The sequence below is a fragment of the Neobacillus cucumis genome (genome assembly GCF_002860255.1).
Taxonomy (GTDB): domain Bacteria; phylum Bacillota; class Bacilli; order Bacillales; family Cytobacillaceae; genus Neobacillus; species Neobacillus cucumis_A.
The window spans coordinates 1-20,101 of record NZ_PGVE01000032.1 but is presented as its reverse complement, the minus strand read 5'-3'; the positions used below and the strand labels follow the sequence as shown (position 1 = coordinate 20,101).

General features: G+C 35.6%; 19 protein-coding genes and 1 pseudogene. 7 read left to right on the top strand and 13 right to left on the bottom strand.

Annotated features, from left to right (window positions below; genetic code table 11):
- Window positions 1–8 precede the first annotated feature (8 nt).
- The 4 genes from CVD27_RS07330 to CVD27_RS07315 all read right to left on the bottom strand — a co-directional run bounded on the left by CVD27_RS07330 (window position 9) and on the right by CVD27_RS07315 (window position 3,002).
- Complete coding sequence (locus CVD27_RS07330; RefSeq protein ID WP_101647249.1) at window positions 9–992, bottom strand: class I SAM-dependent methyltransferase; 984 nt, start codon at window positions 990–992, stop codon at window positions 9–11.
- Between the two features lie 103 nt (window positions 993–1,095).
- Window positions 1,096–1,596: a thiol peroxidase gene (tpx, locus tag CVD27_RS07325; protein ID WP_101647248.1), complete on the bottom strand. Its 501-nt coding sequence runs from the start codon at window positions 1,594–1,596 to the stop codon at window positions 1,096–1,098.
- Between the two features lie 204 nt (window positions 1,597–1,800).
- Complete coding sequence (ytfJ, locus tag CVD27_RS07320) at window positions 1,801–2,289, bottom strand: GerW family sporulation protein (RefSeq protein WP_101647247.1); 489 nt, start codon at window positions 2,287–2,289, stop codon at window positions 1,801–1,803.
- Between the two features lie 41 nt (window positions 2,290–2,330).
- Window positions 2,331–3,002 (bottom strand): DUF2953 domain-containing protein, encoded by a 672-nt coding sequence (locus CVD27_RS07315; protein WP_101647245.1) that lies wholly within the window; start codon window positions 3,000–3,002, stop codon window positions 2,331–2,333.
- Window positions 3,003–3,229: 227 nt separating this feature from the next.
- Between CVD27_RS07315 and CVD27_RS07310 the strand changes: the two genes are divergently transcribed.
- A complete protein-coding gene (locus tag CVD27_RS07310) occupies window positions 3,230–4,033 on the top strand; it encodes an NAD kinase (RefSeq protein ID WP_101647244.1) in 804 nt (267 codons plus the stop codon).
- 44 nt (window positions 4,034–4,077) lie between these two features.
- Here CVD27_RS07310 and rarD read toward each other — a convergent pair whose 3' ends face one another.
- The 7 genes from rarD to refZ all read right to left on the bottom strand — a co-directional run bounded on the left by rarD (window position 4,078) and on the right by refZ (window position 12,171).
- Complete coding sequence (gene rarD, locus CVD27_RS07305) at window positions 4,078–5,010, bottom strand: EamA family transporter RarD (protein ID WP_101647242.1); 933 nt, start codon at window positions 5,008–5,010, stop codon at window positions 4,078–4,080.
- A gap of 166 nt (window positions 5,011–5,176) precedes the next feature.
- Window positions 5,177–6,757, bottom strand: a complete 1,581-nt coding sequence (gene mbcS / locus CVD27_RS07300) for an acyl-CoA synthetase MbcS (RefSeq protein WP_101647240.1) — start codon at window positions 6,755–6,757, stop codon at window positions 5,177–5,179.
- 151 nt (window positions 6,758–6,908) lie between these two features.
- Window positions 6,909–7,115 (bottom strand): alpha/beta-type small acid-soluble spore protein, encoded by a 207-nt coding sequence (locus CVD27_RS07295; protein WP_101647238.1) that lies wholly within the window; start codon window positions 7,113–7,115, stop codon window positions 6,909–6,911.
- 100 nt (window positions 7,116–7,215) lie between these two features.
- Window positions 7,216–8,421, bottom strand: a complete 1,206-nt coding sequence (gene thiI, locus CVD27_RS07290; protein ID WP_101647236.1) for a tRNA uracil 4-sulfurtransferase ThiI — start codon at window positions 8,419–8,421, stop codon at window positions 7,216–7,218.
- The gene (locus tag CVD27_RS07285) at window positions 8,422–9,564 is read right to left on the bottom strand and encodes a cysteine desulfurase family protein (RefSeq protein ID WP_101647235.1); all 1,143 of its coding nucleotides are present in this window, start codon (window positions 9,562–9,564) and stop codon (window positions 8,422–8,424) included. It lies immediately after the preceding gene.
- A gap of 115 nt (window positions 9,565–9,679) precedes the next feature.
- Entirely contained in the window at window positions 9,680–11,368 is a 1,689-nt protein-coding gene (gene ezrA, locus CVD27_RS07280) for a septation ring formation regulator EzrA (RefSeq protein ID WP_101647234.1), read from the bottom strand.
- A gap of 170 nt (window positions 11,369–11,538) precedes the next feature.
- Window positions 11,539–12,171, bottom strand: coding sequence for a forespore capture DNA-binding protein RefZ (refZ, locus tag CVD27_RS07275; protein WP_101647232.1), 633 nt, complete (start codon window positions 12,169–12,171; stop codon window positions 11,539–11,541).
- 146 nt (window positions 12,172–12,317) lie between these two features.
- Here refZ and CVD27_RS07270 point away from each other — a divergent pair, with 146 nt between their 5' ends.
- Window positions 12,318–12,803: a GAF domain-containing protein gene (locus CVD27_RS07270; protein ID WP_101647230.1), complete on the top strand. Its 486-nt coding sequence runs from the start codon at window positions 12,318–12,320 to the stop codon at window positions 12,801–12,803.
- A 62-nt stretch (window positions 12,804–12,865) separates the two neighbouring features.
- Here the strand turns inward: CVD27_RS07270 and CVD27_RS07265 are convergent, their stop codons facing one another.
- On the bottom strand, window positions 12,866–14,314 hold the full coding sequence (locus tag CVD27_RS07265) for a sensor domain-containing diguanylate cyclase (protein ID WP_101647251.1): 1,449 nt from the start codon (window positions 14,312–14,314) through the stop codon (window positions 12,866–12,868).
- Window positions 14,315–14,677: 363 nt separating this feature from the next.
- Here CVD27_RS07265 and rpsD point away from each other — a divergent pair, with 363 nt between their 5' ends.
- From rpsD to CVD27_RS07240, 4 genes and pseudogenes are all read left to right on the top strand, one after another.
- A complete protein-coding gene (rpsD, locus tag CVD27_RS07260) occupies window positions 14,678–15,280 on the top strand; it encodes a 30S ribosomal protein S4 (protein ID WP_101647228.1) in 603 nt (200 codons plus the stop codon).
- Window positions 15,281–16,586: 1,306 nt separating this feature from the next.
- A complete protein-coding gene (locus CVD27_RS07250; RefSeq protein ID WP_101647225.1) occupies window positions 16,587–16,985 on the top strand; it encodes a hypothetical protein in 399 nt (132 codons plus the stop codon).
- Window positions 16,986–17,233: 248 nt separating this feature from the next.
- Window positions 17,234–17,770, top strand: a pseudogene (locus CVD27_RS07245) (IS110 family transposase); the annotation flags it as partial.
- A gap of 400 nt (window positions 17,771–18,170) precedes the next feature.
- Window positions 18,171–18,755, top strand: a complete 585-nt coding sequence (locus CVD27_RS07240; protein WP_101647223.1) for a hypothetical protein — start codon at window positions 18,171–18,173, stop codon at window positions 18,753–18,755.
- 44 nt (window positions 18,756–18,799) lie between these two features.
- Here CVD27_RS07240 and CVD27_RS07235 read toward each other — a convergent pair whose 3' ends face one another.
- Window positions 18,800–19,321 (bottom strand): nucleotidyltransferase family protein, encoded by a 522-nt coding sequence (locus CVD27_RS07235; protein WP_101647250.1) that lies wholly within the window; start codon window positions 19,319–19,321, stop codon window positions 18,800–18,802.
- Window positions 19,322–19,621: 300 nt separating this feature from the next.
- On the opposite strand from CVD27_RS07235, the gene CVD27_RS07230 reads away from it, so the two are divergent.
- Window positions 19,622–19,831 (top strand): hypothetical protein, encoded by a 210-nt coding sequence (locus CVD27_RS07230; protein ID WP_101647221.1) that lies wholly within the window; start codon window positions 19,622–19,624, stop codon window positions 19,829–19,831.
- Window positions 19,832–20,101: the final 270 nt, after the last annotated feature.

Below are 20,101 nucleotides of genomic sequence, written 5' to 3'. Positions count from 1 at the left end.
CTCCTGTTTTATCCTTTATTTTCTTGAAACCAACTTTCCATTTTTCTTAGAATTTTATCCATTTCATAGGCATTAGAAAGGCTTGGCAAATTGACAAGCAGTGCTTCTTTTGGCTGCTGGATATTTTCACCCTTTTTTTGTAAAACCAGAATACTTTTCGCAGAACTTTTATTTTTAAATATGCTGGTCGGCAACTGCAGCATCCCTTGAATATAAAGATGTTCCTTTAAGTACTCATGAAGCTGTGCCGCCTGCTCACTTTCAAATAGTCCATTAGGAACTAAGAAAAACAAATATCCACCCGGATTCGTGTGCCGGACACTTTGTTCAATAAACAAATGATGAGAATAGGAATGTTCATTATCGGATTTTAATTGATAATCTGCTGCTCTAATATCATTCGGATAATATCCAACAGGTAAATCAGCAATAACGGCATCGACTGGATCGATAAACAATGCTTCCAAGCTGTCCTGATTAAAGAATTCAATTGGATGACCCTGTAAGTTTGCATTAACATATGCCAGTTTAATCAAAATATCGTCAATCTCTACACCAACAGAGGTGATTTGTTTTTTTGAATGATTGATTACCGTAGTTAAAAGATTCCCTGTACCAACGGCAGGATCGAGGAGACGAAAGGATGGTTTCTTCATAAATTTTTCTACCAAATAACCCACAAGCATTCCTACAGAATCAGGAGTCATTTGATGATTGGGCTGGACATTTTCCTTCATTCCTTTTAAAACCACTAATTGAAAGGCCTTTCGAAGATCTTCATTGGAGAAGTTGTCCAAACTAAGCTCACTATATTGCTTCTTGAGCCTCTTGACTGCTAATTCACTTAATTCCTCCTGCAAGATAGCTCCTTGAAACAGATTATCACCTGTCTCGGCAAGTGCCTCTAGATAACTGCAGGCTAATTCCTCTTGTAAAGTAAGGGCAGTTTCATTAAATAATGTAAATAACTGTTCAACTGGAGAAATATTCATTGTTTGCCTCCATTACTAAATTTCCCTTATTCATTTTATACGAGTATCTATTTTTTAAACAAGTAAAAAGGCCTCGCATGAATTAACGAGGCCTCTACTATACTTATTTTGCGTTTCTAGCTGCTTCAAGTGCTGCTTCATAGTTTGGATGGTTTGTTGCTTCACTAACATATTCTACATATACAACTGTATCGCTTGAATCTACTACAAATACGGCACGAGTTAAAAGTCTTAACTCTTGGATGGCTACTCCAAATGCTTCACCAAAAGAAAGGTCACGATGGTCAGAAAGAGTTTGAACATTTTCAATGCCAGCAGCGGCACACCAGCGTTTTTGAGCAAACGGTAAGTCTACGCTCACAGTTAAAATTTTAACATTTCCTAAGCTGTTCGCTTCTTCATTGAAACGGCGTGTTTCTGCATCACAAACGCCTGTATCAAGGGATGGAACAGATGAAATTAAACGAACTTGACCCTTAGTATCGTTTAGCGTCACCTCTGATAAGTCGTTGGCAAGAACTGTGAAATTTGGAGCTTTGTCGCCCACTTTCACTTCATTGCCCAGTAGAGTAATTGGATTTCCTTTAAATGTAACAGTTGCCATTCTAATTCATCCTCCTTTGTCGTATTAAAGCCTTCGTTTAAGACGAATAAACTTTAATTATGTACAGTGTAAATATATCTTTTCAAAGCTATTTTTGCAATTATTTGAACTAGAGAAAATAAATACTTTTGGAGACTTTACTCTGAAAAGAGGGATGCACAAAAAAAGTTAATCTTCCAGTCAGGTGGAAGATTAACTTTTGTCTCAAAATTCGAGATCAACTTTTGGCTGTTGCTGCTGTTGTTGAGATTGTTCTTGTTTATTGGATTGCTGCTGTTTTACCTCATCTTTTTTCGAAAACATTTGCTGTATTTTATCAACTGCCTGTGGAGCCATCTCTAATATTTTTTCGTATAAATGAGTGCTTTCGTCTAAATGAAGCATTTTTACACCATGAGAGTTTACAATTAAGAAAGCAATTGGGGTAATGGACACACCGCCGCCGCTTCCTCCCCCAAATGGATGCTTAGATTGCCCTTGCCCTTGCCCATCTGACTTAGAAGAACCAGAAGAACTATCTAACTTGAATTCACTGCCCCCGGCAGCAAATCCAAATCCAACCTTTGATACTGTTAAAATAACACTTCCGTCTGGAGTTTCTACTGGATCACCTATAATAGTATTTACATCAATCATTTCTTTTAAGCTTTCCATTGCGGTCGTCATCAAACCTTGAATTGGATGGTCAGACATGTTTAATTCCTCCTCTATAAAACGGATTTAGTTTTTTCATCTCAAAAATCTGTGTTGCTGCTTTTTAGGTGCGGTTTCCCGCCCTTCCAGAATTTAATCAGCTTTAATCCTGCGAGAATAGCATACCCAATTCGAAACTGAAACATACATGATATCCTAGTATGGATGACGACTGCCTGAAAATGCGGATTAACCGATAAATACGGCATCTCTTTCAGCCGCATATAATGGCTGAGGAGTCCAACAATTCCTCCTTTGACAGCCCATAAAGCCCCCGTCATCATTCCAGTATGAGCAGCGTCACCAACCCCAATTAATGTTTGCCACTCAAAGTTTTTAATAGTAACCTTTTGTAAAAACTTTTTCACAATGATATTCAATCCAATGACCTTATGAATTATTTCTTTTGAGTTCTGGAGTTTTGTTAAGAAATCATCTTTGGTAAATTGAGATACGCTAGATTCAGAATTTTCGCCAGGGGTCTCTCCCATATGAGATTTGCTTTCCACAACAATACTCGGAGAGTCATCATCCACTTTAATTAAGGGCATTTTTATTTTGTATTTGATTAATCCAAAGAACACCCTTAACTCGATCTTTAAGTCGTCATCATCATTAAGATGGGAATAAAAAATATAGATCGTCAGCTTTGTAAAAATGATTAATAGGAATAAGAACAAAATGATGAGCAGAGCGAGGAACAACCAAAACATTTTCTCACACCCTTTCAGCCCATTATTATTTGCTTTTAATAGAAAAATAAACCTGCTATTCAGATGATGATAGGTATAGCGATAAACTTAGTTCACCAAATGGACCTCACTTTATAAGTCAAAATTTATTCACTTTAATATTGTTTCAAAAAAATGCTAAACTATTTTCAGACATTTTAATTTCGACAGAGTCATCACTAATTCAACATCTTACTGGAGGATAGAAAATGGATAATAGACGAAAAATTTATTTTTATCACAAACGGGATGGGGATATGCTTTTGAAAATAGCACCCCTGAAAGAGCTTGCCACACGTTATGATTTTACAATTGTTGACGATTATCGGCAGGCCAATATTATTGCCAGCGTCGGTGATGACGGGACATTTTTGCAAGCTGTAAGAAAAACAGGCTTTCGTGACGACTGTCTTTATATGGGCATTTCAGTTCTAGATAGTTTAAGTATGTACTGTGATTTTCGAATCAATGATACATCGAAAATGATTGAAGCCATTACCTCGAATGCACAATTGAAGGTGCGCCGCTATCCAACAATAGAAGTAACAGTCGATGGTCAAAGTACGTTTCGATGTTTAAATGAATTAAGTATCAGGTCTGCCATTATTAAGACACTTGTAATCGATGTTTTTATCGATCAGCTGCATCTAGAAACGTTTCGTGGGGATGGGTTAATTGTAGCTACTCCAACTGGAAGTACCGCCTATAATAAATCCGTCAGCGGCTCGATTGTGGACCCGCTTCTCTCCTGCATGCAAGTAAGTGAGGTGGCTTCTGTTAATACGAATCAGTATCGTACCCTTGGAGCTTCCTTTATTGTTGGGAGTGATCGAATACTTACCTTAAAAGTTATTTCGGAAGGAAATGACCATCCAACGATGGGAATGGATAATGAGGCCTTAAGTATCCGTCATGTGGAAACGGTTCAGATCAAAATTAGCGATAAAAAAATTAAAACATTAAAATTAAAAGACAACTCTTTTTGGAATAAAGTGAAGCGGACCTTTTTATAAAAAATAAAACCCTTATCCTTTAAGATTGGATAAGGGTTTTTAAATTAAAGAGCCGCTCTTTTTTCTTTTTGAAGCTTAACCTCTTTTTGGTTAAACAGTTTTGTTTTTGATAAAGAAAAGATAACTAAGGCGGACCAAATAAATATAAAAGATAGCAATTGTACTTTTGAAAAATGCTCTTGATAGACAAACACGCCTAGGATTAAGGTTAACGTTGGTGAAATATACTGCAGGAAGCCAAGTAAGGATAAAGGGATTTTTTGCGCTCCTTTTGCAAAATAAAGAAGTGGTATAGCAGTAGCTGCACCTGCACCTATTAAAAGTAAATCGGTTCCCCAGCCTGCTGTAAATAACGAATTAGCCCCATTAAAAAACAAATAAATCATATAGATCGCTGCAATTGGCGCTAATACTATCGTTTCTAATGTCAGCCCAACCGAGGATTCTACATTAATTAATTTTTTAACCAGCCCATATAACCCAAAAGATAATGCCAGAGTAATAGCTATCCACGGAAATACACCGTGGGAAATTGTAATAATACCAACGCCAATAGCTGCTAAAATAAAAGAAACAAATTGATAGACGGTTAATTTTTCTTTAAGAACAATTATCCCTAATAATATACTAACAAGCGGATTAATATAATAACCGAGACTCGCCTCAATCATATGGCCGCTATTCACTGCCCAGATATAAACAAACCAATTGATACTTATTAAAATTGATGCAAGTGTTAATGCATACATTTGCTTTTTATTTTCCGCAAATCCTCTAAAGGTATGGACAAATAAACTCCATTTTTTTGTCATAACAAGAACAAACAACATAAAAATAAAAGACCAAAAAATCCGATTGGCAAGGATTTCCTTCGCATTCACACCCTCTAAAAATTTCCAATAAATCGGGAGTAATCCCCAAAGAAAGTAAGAAAAGCCCGCATGGATCGCACCCATCTTTGTATCTGTCTTTTTCATCGTCTTTCGATCCCCTTAATGTTTCTAATTTCGAAATACTCTTTATTATACCTCTAAAATTAGAAATTAGAAGACCTTTTTGCCTCCCAAACTTTTCCTTTCAAAAACAAGTTCACATAAAAAAAAAGACGGTGAGTAACCGTCTCCTTAAACGTGTGATCTACGTTTATTTTAGCGCTTTCATTTCTTTTTGACGAAGTTCAATTCGACGTATTTTTCCTGAAGTTGTTTTTGGAAGTTCTGTTAAATATTCAATCTTTCTTGGGTATTTATATGGAGCCGTTAATGCTTTAACATGCTCCTGTAAATTTTTCGTCAATTCCGGGTCAGCAGGATCGACATCATCTTTTAGAACAACAAATGCTTTTACTATAAAGCCGCGAATTTCATCTGGACTTGCCACTACAGCACATTCTTTCACTGACGGATGTTTAACAAGAGCATCTTCTACTTCAAAAGGTCCAATTGTATACCCGGAACTGATGATAATATCATCCCCACGGCCTTCGAACCAGAAATAACCGTCTTCATCCATTTTAGCTTTATCCCCCGTTACATAATAATCACCACGGAACTGCATCGCTGTTCTTTCTGGATCTTTATAATAGCTCTTAAATAAGGCAGGTGTTTCAACATGAACAGATATATCACCTACTTCACCAACGGCACAAGGCTGCCCCTCATCATTAATGATTTCTACTCTGTTTCCTGGTGTAGGTTTACCCATTGAACCTGGTTTTAATTTCATTCCTTTCGTTACACCGACAAGCAGCGTATTTTCTGTCTGCCCATATCCGTCACGAACGTCAATATTAAAATATTTTCTAAAGGTTTCAATGACCTCACGATTCAAAGGCTCTCCAGCGGAAACTGCACTATGAAGGTTAGGCAAATGATACTCTCCTAAATTATCTACTTTTGCCATTAGACGGTACTCCGTTGGCGTACAACAAAGCACATTTACATTATATTTTTGCAGTAGATTTAAATATTTTTGTGGTTCAAACTTTCCGTTATAGACAAGTCCAATGCCACCTGAACCAAGAACTGATAAAAACGGACTCCAAATCCATTTTTGCCAGCCAGGACCCGCAGTAGCCCATACCGTATCTCCACTTTCAATGCATAACCATTTTGCTGCAGCCGTTTTTAAATGAGAAAAGGCCCAGCCATGTGTATGCACCACGCCCTTAGGATTTCCCGTTGTTCCTGATGTATAGGACAAAAATGCCATATCATCTCTATGGGTATCTGCAAGAGCAAATTCAGTATCTGCACTTTTCATTTCCTCATCGAGAGAAATCCAGCCTTCTTCTTTTGCCCCAATAATAAATTTTATCAATGGTTGTGTTACGTTAATAGGTTTAAATTGATTTACATATGGATAATAGCTAATTACGGCTTTAACATCACCATGAGAAATACGATATTGCAAATCTTTTTCTCTAAGCATTTCTGAACTTGGAATAACTACCAAACCTGCTTTTAATGCAGCCAAATAAACTGCGTAAGCTTCAATTAGACGAGGGACTATAACTAAGACGACATCACCTTTTTTCAGGCCAAATTGTGTAAAAACATTTCCTGCACGGTTCACTTGCTCTAGTAATTCTGAATATGTAACTTGTTTGGTTTCACCTGACTCGTTTTCCCACTTTAATGCCACTCGTTCTAAATCACTAGCAAATTTCTCCATTTCCGATACAAGATTATACCTTTCAGGTGCAATTAAATCTTCCCGTCTCATCCTTCTCCCCCTCTAAATTTTTCTTTCTAATAAATTTTTCCTATTTATAATTATACTGAATTTATTAAAGATTTAAAATTATTTATTACAAGACAAAAAGAGAGTGGGAGGTAAACCTCCACACTCTCTGTAGCCATCTTATTCAATTTGATTAACGAGAAAATCCGCCGCCTAATTGTTGTTCAGCCATTGCTACTAGACGCTTAGTGATTTCACCACCAACAGAACCGTTAGCACGTGAAGTAGTGTCAGCACCAAGATTTACACCAAATTCTTGAGCGATTTCATATTTCATTTGGTCAAGAGCTTGTTCAACACCAGGAACTAATAATTGGTTAGAACTATTATTGTTTGCCATGTGATAATCACCTCCTTGTGAGTATAGAATGTGTAGAAATCCTAAAGTTCATTCTATAAACCAATTGGTAATTGTTCACAAAAATTTCATATTTTGCATTTTAAAACAATGAATCAAATTCTGAATGTTGATCATAAGGCTGAATGACAAGCGTTTCAACCTCTTGAACAGCTTCTTCTATTAATGGGTTAAAATTAAAAAAACTTTCATAATGCTGGACTTTCTCCCGTCGAGGCTTTGTTTTAGGAGAGGCTGGAACAAATATGGTACAGCAATCCTCAAAAGGCCGATTCGAAATTTCAAGTGTATCGATTTCATGGGCGATTTTGATTATATCTGTTTTATCCATCGTAATCAATGGACGGAGAATCGGGGTGTTAGTCACCTCATTGATTGTGAACATACTCTCTAAGGTTTGGCTTGCCACCTGCCCAAGACTCTCACCCGTAATTATTGCAAGAGCCTCCTGCTTATTCCGAATTTCATCAGTAATCCTTAGCATCATTCTTCTTGTTGTTGTCATTGTATAGTTTTCAGGTATTTGTTCACGTATAGCTTGTTGAACATCAGTAAATGGGACAATATGAAGCTTAATCGCACTACCGTAAATTCCAGCAAGTTTCTTAGTTAAATCGACTACTTTTTCTTTTGAACGTTCACTTGTAAACGGAGGACTGAAAAAATGTACTGCTTCTATTGCTAAACCGCGTTTCATCGCTAAATATCCGGCAACGGGACTATCAATTCCTCCTGACAACATTAGCATAGCTTTTCCGCTCGAACCACCAGGCAAGCCGCCTGCCCCAAGGATATTTTCACAGGATAAATAAATGGCTTCATTTCTTACTTCGACCCGTAAATTAATATCCGGATTCCTTACATCCACTCGGAGCCCAGGGATATTCTGAAGTAAATAGCCTCCTACGGTGTGGTTGATACCATCAGTATTCAACTCAAACGTTTTATCTGAACGTTTAGGAGTTACTTTAAATGTTTGGCCTTCCTTGTAAAGTGACTTCACTAATTCTAAAGACGATTGTTTTAGTGCCTCTACATTTCTCTCCACCTTAATCGCTGGACTAAAGGATTGAATTCCAAATATATGTTTTAGTTTTTCAATAATTTCTATTCCATTTTCTCCATTTAAAATGACATACATCCGATCCCGGCTAGCCTCTACCCTGATCTTCGGAAAAGGCCTTAAGACTGTCATAACACTTCTTTTTAACTTTTCAACAAATTTATTGCGATTTCTTCCTTTTGTGGAGATTTCTCCATAACGTATTAAAATACGGTCATAATTCATTTAATTCATTACCTTTCGTAATTGGTTTACAGTTTTTTTAATTATAGTAAGGGCTTCTCTTGCCTCTTCTTCCGTATTTTCAAATGAGAGACTGATTCGAATGGAACGATCTGCCAAATCTTCTGAAACACCCATTGCCAGCAGTGTTTTACTTGGTGATTTCTTTTTAGATGAACAGGCACTGGTGGTGGAAACGAACAACCCTTCACGTTCTAATGCATGAAGGAATACTTCTGATTTCATTCCATCTAGTGAAAAATTTAAAATATGCGGGGCAGCCCCTTCCAACGGTGTATGAATAGTCACACCATCAAATTCATTTAACCCTGCACGTAGTTTTTCTTGAATCTTTTTTAATTTTGCTATTCCGAGTTCACCATTTGCCATTGTCATTCTTAGAGCTTTAGCCATAGCAACGAATCCAGCAACATTTTCCGTACCACTGCGTAATTTTCTCTCTTGGTTGCCGCCTGATAATAAGGGGGCAAGTCTAACTCCCTCCCGAATAAACAATGCTCCGGTCCCTTTTAAACCATGGAATTTATGTGCAGATAATGAGCAAAAATCAACCCTGTTCCTGTATAAGGAAAGTGGAACCTTCCCTATGGCCTGAACGGAATCAATGTGAAATAAAATGGATGGATGTTTTTTTAACATTTCGCCAATTTTACCAATCGGCTGTATGGACCCAACTTCATTATTAACCTGCATGATGGAAACTAATATCGTATCTTTCCGAATCGCCTTTTCTACATCATTTACAGAGACATTACTATCTTTGTCCACTGGTAAATACGTAATGTCAAAGCCTCCCCCGGCAAGCTGCTCCATTGCTTCCAAAACAGATGCATGTTCAATACTCGAGGTAATGATATGACGTCCTCTATTTCGGTTTACCATAGCTGCCCCTTTAATTGCCATATTGTTACTCTCTGTGCCTCCAGAAGTAAAATATATTTCAGAGGGCTTTACCTCTAGCAGCTTGGCCACTTGTTCCCTAGATTGTGTCAGCAGTTTCTCGGCCTGCCCCCCCATATTATGCAAGGAGGAAGGATTACCGTAATATTGACTTGAAACCGTTACAAAAGAGTCTAAAACCTCTTTATACGGTTTAGTGGTTGCACTATTATCAAAATAAATCATGTTGTCATCTCCTTCCCGCCCAGACACTTAACAAAATTAAATCTTACCATATTTCATTTATTTGAAAAAGAAAAACCGATTCATGCCCCATGGCTGAATCGGTTAACTATTGATATTATTCTGTAACAGCGGCTGCCTTTATTTTCTTTAATGCTTCGGGATCAATCCCTTCAAGGGAGGCTGCTACCTGCTCTAATGCTTCCTGATACTCATAATGCCTAAATGCATCCTCCGCTTCTGATAACCCTTTAGCAATTGATGGGTAATGACTGCGATAACGATTTCCATACTGAATGGCTTTTTCGGCAAGTGCGACATTTTCTATCAACTCATGAGTAGTTGTCACCAGCTTTTCAACCGTCAATTCTGCAACTTCAAGGTACTGATTTAATGCAGAAACATTAAGCGGCTTTTCCTCAAGCTGATAACGAACATTTTGTATGCTTTCGTTTGTATCTTCAAATAAGAATTTATAATCGGCAGGTAACCCAGGAACATTGTTTTTCTTAACAAGCCTGATTGTCTCCCCCACTTTTTTGGTCATTTCTTTAACCTTTTCTCTTGCTTCCATTTCATCTTTTCTTAACGCTTGTAGTTTTACAGCAAAGACCTGCTGGCCTTCCCGGATCATCTCGAGCTGTTCCTTTATCGAACTCAATTCATCACTTAGCGCTGTTTGAGCCGTTTCATTCATTTTTAGTTTTTCAACTAGTATTTCATAATGCTTATAGACCATTGATAGCTCTTTTTCTAGCTGCCTCTGTGTCTCAAAATCACTGTCTGACAATTGGTAGCTTTGCTGAATGGCTGACACTTCAGCAGACAACTCTTTATTCTCTTTTTGAGCAGCTGCTAAATGCTCATATGCTGCAGATTCATTTTTAATCACATAATGCTTGGCATGAACTTCTTTTTCCAAAAGGTCAAATAGGACATCAATTCGATCCTTTATTTCTTTAATACCTTCCTCTGCACGTTCAATTTCAGCAGTTTCAATGAACTCAAGATTTTCAGATATCTTTTCTTCCAAACGTTTAATTTCTTTTTCCACATCTAAATGTTCTAAATAGTAATTCTGCCCGATCATTTCACGATGTCCTTCTAAACAATCGGATAACATATTTGGCAGCAATGATTGGCATTCAATTAGCATCTGAGGAATTAATTTCATATAGTGTTTAATCGTTGTAAGCTGGCTATGTATTAGTAAAACGACTTCACGTGCTTCTAGATAGTTTCCGAGGGTGGTTTTCTCATCAAACTCTTGAAATTTTAGTGCCACGTCATTTAGCAGATTTTCTAAATGCTTTTCCGAATTGCCAAAACTGTACCGGTGAGCAAGCAGTATTTTTTTAGCTTCACGGTACATTTCTTTTGACTCTTCAATCTCTACACGATTTTTCTCCTCACTGCCGACCAACTCATGTAATTCTTCCAAAATCTTTTTAATTTGATTTTCAGTTTCCTGCAATTTTGTATCAATTGATTTTTGTACCTCTTTTGCTTTTTTAAAACGATAACGGTCAATATACTCTTCCGCGTCAAAAAGCATCTCTTCCAAATCAGGGAGTTTTACAGTTACTACATCATCCCATTGATTTCGCCAGCCTTCAAAGAGCTCCTCTGTTTGTCCAGTCATATTTAACTGTTTTACCTTGGACATTTCTTCAAGTATTGGCCTGTTTAACAAATCAATTTTCCATGCTTCAAGCCGGTCCATTTCTTTAAAGTACTTTCGCTTTATTAAATATCCCCATACAAATAAGGCTAGTAATAGGATGAAAAATCCAATGAAATACTTCACAAGTAAGCCCCCTATTTCAAACAACAATGATTCAAATTATTGCTGATCCATTTATATTAAAAAATTATTTAATATTCTCATTCATTGCTATTATGATACCATGTAAACGACATTTTTTGACTATTAATTTCAATTTTTTTGTAAAATAGAAAAAAAAATAGCGATAACCGCTATTTTATCACTGCCCCCTTCATCATCGGACCTTCAAAGCTTAAGGTTTTATCAATCCAAGCATGAAGGTCTTTCAAATACTTTTGTTCAAAAAACGGCTCATTTGGGAAAATGTATAAAACTTCTCGCATATATTGTGTATTCATAAATGGCATCATTAGCAAACCCTTTAATTGAATAATTAGATAAGGTATCGAATGGGGCCGAAACTCCTGCCATTCAAAACCTCTTTCAAATATCTTCTGTAAATAATATTTTTCTTTTAAAGAATAAGTGGACATAATTTCTCTTACCACTTGAGAATCCATGGACATTTCCCGATAGACAAAACTGGCAAGTTGACTATTTTCACATTGATAATGTAGTAAATCCGAGACAATCCTCTTTAAACATTCTTTTGCGCCACGATCAATGGAGAGATACGCTTCTTCTATCTTGCCGATATACTGTTCAAAAAAATGCATAAAGCAATATTCTAAGAGTCCCGCTTTATTATTAAAATAGTAGGCAATGGTAGCAGTGTTTACTCTTGCTAGATTGGCTATATCCCTAACAGACGTCCCTGAATACCCATTTGAATTAAATAATGAAATAGCAGCCCTTACAATTGCTTCCTTTGCATTTTTCTTCATGTATTTTCCCCCTTAAGGTATCCCTACATAAAGGATTTCTTTATAATCCTGACTATTCCTTTATGAAATTATCGACAAAGTATGCTCATTTTCTTCTAATTTTGATAAAATAAAAACTAATTCTTAAGAGAAAAAGGTGAATCATCTTGTTTAACGTCGAAATGTATACCGGAAGTCGTGAAGAAAATTATGAGCTTGTGAAAAAACAGTTGCAAGCCCTGCTTCATGATGAAAAGAATCAAATAGCCAATCTTAGTAATACAACTGCACTATTAAATCAATTTCTTGACCGTATCAATTGGGTTGGATTTTATTTATTGGATACAAATGGAGAGCTTGTTCTAGGTCCATTTCAAGGGTTGCCTGCTTGTGTGAGAATTCCTCTTGGTAAGGGCGTTTGCGGAACGTCTGCTTTAAAAAAGGAAACCCTCCGAGTTGAAGATGTTCATCAATTTCCAGGTCATATTGCCTGTGATGCAGCTTCCCAATCTGAAATTGTGATTCCACTGACAAAGGACGGGGAATTATTTGGCGTGTTAGACATTGATTCTCCTGAAAAGAATCGCTTTGATGCTCTGGATCAACAAAAACTTGAAGAGATTACAGCTATTTTAATGGAGCATATTTTGTAAAACTTTAGATTAGACATAAACCTAATTGGAAAAAGCACAGATTTTCATTCTGTGCTTCTTTTTTATATAATATTTTGATAACTCGCCAAACTGGTATCCTCTTGAATGACTACCTTGTTCTTCCCTGTTTCTTTTGCACGATATAATGCTTCATCGGCTCTTTTAAATAAATATTGATAGGTATCGTTCCACTCTTTTTTCCAGCAGGATACCCCACAGGATACCGTAATATGCGGGTCTGAGCATTCCGATACTTTGTTTAGGATTCTTTGCGCGATGGCAACTCCCGTTTCCAGCGGTACCCGGGGCAGATAGATAGCTAGCTCCTCCCCACCCCAGCGTGCACCAATATCACTTTCTCTAATACTTCCTTTTATTAAATTGGCAACTTGGACTAGAATCATATCTCCAATTTGGTGGCCATATGTATCATTAATTTCTTTGAAATTATCAATATCTATAAGTATAAAGGTTCCTTCCTGATCTATATTCATAGATTGTTGAATTTTTTCATCTAAGAACTTTCTTGAATGCAGCTTTGTAAGATGATCCGTGATCACTAGTTTTTCAAGTTCATCTCTTAATAATGCATTGGTAAGTGCTAAAGATGAATGATGGACGAGAGATTGAAGCAGTTTAAACGCTTCAAACGGAAAAAAGTAAGGATCTTGGTGCATAATAATGGAGAAGCCTTTCAACTTCTTACTGATTACCACTGGTACAGCCATAATAGAATGAAATACTGTATGAGGTTGTTTGGGAATTTCTAAATCTCCTATAAATAATGGTTCATTACTCTGTTGAAATTTCCCCTTTATATAGTCAATATAGATTCGAGCCTGCTGTGTATAGAAGAAAGAAGTAGACCCAGGGATTACTTTTGCTTTTAGCTGGTCCTTACTAAATAAGAAAAAACCTACTTCTTGAGCCTCAAAGGAGTCTTTAATTTGCCCAGACATAAAGGTCAAGGTTTCTACTAAAGGCTGATTTGAATTTAATTGGTGTGAGGTTTTATTGATTAATTGCAAGTCTGAAATGGTTCGTTGCGCTTGTTGATGTATTTTAGCATTTTCTAAGGCAGCGCCTGCACTATTTGAAAGTAAACCAATAAACTCTGCCTCAACAGCAGGAAATTCAGTTACTTCCGGTACAATTACTTGCATAACACCATATATCGCTGACTTACCTTTTAAGGGGGCATAGAGAATCGCATGATTGGACACCTCTGAGCTTTCAAATTGTATTTGGCCAGACTCATAGGCATTTATGACCATCATATTTTCACTATCGTATTCTAGATCAATGATCGGCAAGTCATTATGATTATAGGAATCAAGGGATAAAAGTAAATAATAGGAATAACTTGGATATATCTCTTTTAGCGTAATAAATATTTCTGCTAATAAGTTATCCACTTCCAACGTCGAGTAGAATTTTTCTGATATTTGAAATAATTTTTTATACTTTTCTGCATCCAATAGTAAATCCCCTTTAGAGAATACATTTTGCATTTCAGTTGTCGGAAATTCCAAATAAATACATAGCACCCTAATTATAGTTAATTTTAGGATACTTTTGGAATATACTTTTAGAAATTTTTATTAATTTTTCAAGAAAATTTCCGTGTTCATTTTGGTTTTTAAAAATATACTTGACTTAACATGTATAAAAATCATATAATACTCTTTGTGTAAAATATATGCAGCCTATTGAGTTTACTTTATTGGTCTCATTTTGTTCCTCAAACATTTTTGATGGTGCATCTTGTAACCCTTAGCTGCTAGGGCGAAGGTGCATGAAAACAAAATGTCTATTAAAGAGTCTCATAACGGTTTTTATTTTACCCAAATAAAAACACTAAGGAGGAGTCATTCATGGCTCGTTATACCGGCCCAAGCTGGAAACTATCTCGTCGTCTTGGAATCTCTCTAAGCGGCACAGGTAAAGAATTAGAAAAGCGTCCTTACGCTCCTGGACAACATGGTCCAAACCAACGCAAAAAGCTTTCTGAATACGGATTACAATTACAAGAGAAGCAAAAGCTTCGTCACATGTATGGTGTAAATGAGCGCCAATTCCGTACTCTTTTCGAAAAAGCTGGCAAATTATCCGGTATCCACGGTGAAAACTTCATGGCTCTACTTGAATCACGTCTAGATAACGTTGTTTACCGTTTAGGTCTTGCTCGCACTCGTCGTGCTGCTCGCCAATTAGTAAACCACGGTCATATCCTAGTTAATGGTTCTCGCGTAGATATCCCATCATACCGCGTAGCTGCTGGTCAAACAATCAGCGTTCGTGAAAAATCACGTAACCTTGATGTGATCAAAGAAGCAATCGAAGTTAATAACTTTGTACCTGATTTCTTAACTTTCGATGCTGACAAGCTAGAAGGAACTTTCACTCGCTTACCTGAGCGTTCTGAACTTCCAGCTGAAATTAACGAAGCTCTTATCGTTGAGTTCTACTCTCGTTAATTAAAACGAGTTGTAATCTGTACGAATAAAAACCCTAGAAACGTTGATATTACTCAACTTCTAGGGTTTTTTATTTTTGTCTGCTTTGTAGAATAATGTATTATCCCCCAATTTGTTGGGGGAGGTTTTGGGGGAAGTTTTAAGTAAAAAAATATATATGTGGACAGGCGCATTTTATTTTCACAGTCAGACTACCCGTAAGGAGACTTATTTACACATGTGTTTTATTTATTTTCGAGGTCACATCGGTCATAAAGACCTTAATGACCTCGAAATTTACTATTAGAGAGCAGAGTCAATAAAGATTTTTATTATTCAAGTTGAATTATTTTTTATGGATGATAATTGGATAAAAATGTTTTAGCAATACAGGCAATAAAAATATAATCCCTACGAGATACCGATGTTATTGCAGAATGGTTACATCATGACGAGCATTCATTTTCATATAAACATAGAAAGAAATATTATAATAAAAAAGCTAACATTTTCAGGAGATTTAACCTAAATATCTTAAATATGATATAAAACAACGGAGGAAAAATAGTAGGACACCAGAGGACAATTTAGATGTAATAAAGTATAAAGCTTCTCAATTGAGTGGGCTTTTTCTCCTTCAGTAGGCCTTGCTTCTTCAACAAACGCCCCCGTTAGCTTAACAACTCGAACTAGTTATTATTACTTTTTGTTCTTTAAAATCAACATTTCAAAGACGAAAGCAATTAGGCATAATCCCATTACTGAATCAATTATATTTTGAACCAATATTGAATCAATTTTTAAAATACAAGTGATAATTTCAGTAAATAGAATAAGAAAGAAAAACAACCGCAATATTTTTTGGTTTTTTGAAAGATTAGAAACAGGTTCAAAAAAAGTATTTATTAACTTCATAAAAATTCTCCAATTTACCGTTTATTTATTAATTTCATTATAACTAAATTATGGTGATAATCTGTCTTTTTACTTGCCCAATTATTGGTATTTCTTCTTCAACTATCCTGGTACGTTAATGGAACAAGGAAAAGGGCTGCTACAGCAACCCAATATTCAACTCTTGCACCCAATTAGTTCAGTTTAAATAAGGTATCAGCATCATTTAAAAATGCGAATAATCTGTTTAAATCTTTAAGGCTTTGTGTACTTGTCCAAACCATTTTTATTACTTTTGAATTTATTATAGTGAGGATCGAAATGATTATAGTAGGGATGTATGTAATTAAAATAAATTTATATTAGAACATTCGAAACCATTAATCATTTATGAAAGTATTTCAATAATATAATGGCCGAAGGAGGTAAAACAATGACAAAGGTTCTTAATTTTACTATACCTGCGGATGGCACAATCACAAGTCCTTGCAACAATGAAACTATAGTTTTAACAGGAAATACTCATGTATTAATTACTGAAACAGTGGATGGTAATGGAGGTTTTCATTTTAAATTTCATGTTAATACTCAAAACCTTTTGGGGACAGGTCTAACAACGGGTGCCCAATATAAATTTGTATCAACATCAAATGCCGAACAAAACACTGGACCTTCTGGCTTTCCATCTGAATTTACCGCGATAGATACCCTTAGGGTAATAGCCCAAGGTACAGTTCCGAATTTCCAAACGCATGCTATTAGCAAAGTTACATTCAATGCGAATGGTGACCTCACTGAATTTAAAATAGATTTCGATTCAGAATGCAAATAACCTTTAAATACCATTAAGTAGAGGATGATTTCCGATCCTCTGCTTTCTTTTTTGACTCTTTTTAACGTTTTAATTAACTATTGAAATAATCCAATTTAAAAGTCAACTATATGTAACAATTAGTTGCATAAAATAAGAGAACGCTTTTGCACTAACCTGCCCCTTCGTATTATAAGGTCAGCCAGAAAATATTTCTGGTTGACCATTTTTTATTAGGTCTTATTATAACAGTAGCCAGGGTAAACAATCTCTACGATAGTCATATTTTTAACCTTGAAATCTTGGTTAAGATTGGTCTCCAATACCAAGAGCATCTATCCAATATTGCGGATGAAATAGATGCCCTCGCTAGTGAAATTGAAGAATATGAAATCCTTCAATCTATCCCTGGAGTCGGAGAAAAAATCGCTGCAACGATTATTTCTGAAATCGGTGAGATAGATCGGTTTAATAATGCCAAGAAGTTAGTTGCATTCGCTGGAATAGATCCGAGTGTTTACTCTTCTGGGAAGTTTACTGCATCGGTAAACCGAATAACTAAACGTGGCTCGTGTAGACTTCGCCATGCCTTGTATATGGCTGTTCAAAGTGGTATTCGGGATTCCCGTAAAAAGAAAACAACTGATGAGATTATTCCACGCAATAGAAGACTACGTGAGTTTTACGATAAGAAACGCGAAGAAGGAAAACCCTTTAGAGTAGCGATTATTGCATGTGTAAACAAACTCTTACATTGGATTTATGCCTTACTAAAAAGCAGAACAACTTTCCAAGAAATAGCATAGGAACTATATCTAACTAAATACAACAAAACCTTCCAATAAGTGTACAACGGAAGGTTATTTGGCATGAACATTTTTAGTATATCAGATGTTATTAAACTTTTTATTGAAAAATGTTGACAAACTATTAGCTGGTTTAGCTTAAGTACACTCTTTCACAAAGTCATAAATTCGTTGGAACCTTGAACAAGAAAATAGTTGCAGCTCAATGAATATAATTATCTTCTTTTGATACTTCTTTATTGGTTATTCCACTTGCAAAATCTTTCCAACACATATCTATTACCTTACAAGGATAAATCACTCTAATTTCAAAAAATATTTTTTAATAATCCTCTCTCAAAGTCTAAAGTGTCATTTATTCTGGCTTCTTGTATAGTAATAAATAGAGGAGTGAAAGGGTATGGCAAACAAAAAACATAAACAAGCAACAAATAAAAATTCCAAACGTAAAATCACTAAATTTATCCTTTATGCAAGCATAATTGTTTTTTTAGTTAGTTCTTTATTTTTACTTCTGTCAATTATTTTTAATGAGAACCTGGTTATGTCGGAAATATTCCTTTTGTTAGCTGGAGCAGTTTTTTACCTTCCGTCTTCACTTATAGTTGCTTATAGGTACAAAATGGTCAAAGTCATCGACAAAATAGTGATTCCTTTGTTTGTTGTAGGGGCTTTGTTTTTTTCTGCAAAGTGGGTCTTTTCAGCGGCACAGCTGTATCTTGATAAGGAGGCATACGATCAAAGAAATTTTAAAATTGCGAAAGGCATTCCATCTGAAATTACCTATGATGGTTCTAAGAATGTTCCCGATTATATTGATACAATCACAATAGACGATACAGAAATAAAAGTTTCACATTTGTATATTGTTGAAAAAGATTTTAACAAAAGATTGAGGAATAAACCTCTAAAGATTAAGTACCTCCCAATAAGCAAGTATGCTATTAGTGTTGAAAAGTACCAGTGGAAAAAATGGAGCCAATAATTGAACATCCCCCTTTCTTCAACTAACCTGTCATCTTAGTTTAGTTAACGACCTATATGATGCACTATTAAATTATTCCAAGTTGATTTCCAATTCTTTTTGGTTATTCGGGCTTCGTAAATTTCTACTCGTTCTTTAGTCTCTGCAAAAAAAAGAGTGGGCTTCACTTCTAAATTAATAACATCATTAATGCCGCAAGGAGCGATTAATTTCACATTATCTCTTTCATCTAATTTTACTCCTAATGCCGTTGCTGTTTCTGGGAACTTGGAAATAGCGTCAATGGAAGAAGAATAGGGAGGCATATTACTTTTAACGTGCATTCTTGCTTCATTCTTTACAGACCAAGGAATGTTCAGCATAAGGGTTTTAAGCTTTTCCTCAAATTTCTTTTCCATTAATTCATCAATATTTATAGTGTCAAAATAAATTAAATCAATATCTGGGATTGGAGTTCTTTCATTGAAAATATGTAGTGTGTCCCATATTTTTGAACGAACAAATCCCGCACATATCCACCAATCAGGCAATTTTAATGATTTTGCTGCTTTTAAAATGTCCATCATCCATTTATCTTCTGTAATAAGTTCAATGATTTTTTCCTCATTTATCAATGTAAAATTACTCCTTAAAAATGTTTATTACATTAATAATTCGTTTACCTCGAATACTTATCCTTCTTAACTAACCTGCCCATATAGTTAAAGTACAATTCTTCACAATATGTTCGTATTACGAAATAAACGCCTCTAATTACCTACAGAAAAGAAAATTTTTCCATGTTAAAATTAAAATACAATAAAATCACTGGGAATTTTTTGACTTTTTTTAGTCTCCTCCCCTAAAGGAAAGGAGGTTGTAAGAATATGTCTTTAGCCTATACCCAAATTTTGTTTGAGACCATGAGATATTTTAATCATACCGAGATTTATTCAACTTTCAAAGAAGAAGATCAAACCCCAATCTTGTCTGTGTGCTTTAAAAATAATCAATATGAAATAACCTATCACAAGACTCAAAATATCGAACTTTATGATAAACTTGAATCTGTACTAACAATTATTCATGGATTGTAACCTCAGTAACATCCTCGAAAGCACTCGCTCAAACTCCCCCGTCTTCACCTCAGCGCGGATTTGCAATCGTGCCTTGATTCGTAGTACACATAGTTTATTACTATTTAACTTTTTTTTATTACTTAATCTCCTTTTACGTCGCAATTTAAGTCATATAGGCATTAAGCGTTTTTTCTTCCACTAAATTACCCCTTTTATTATGTATTCAAGATTAGTAAAAAAATATCCTTCTTGTGCTTACCTGCCCCTTTAGTAGAGTAGAAAACTGAT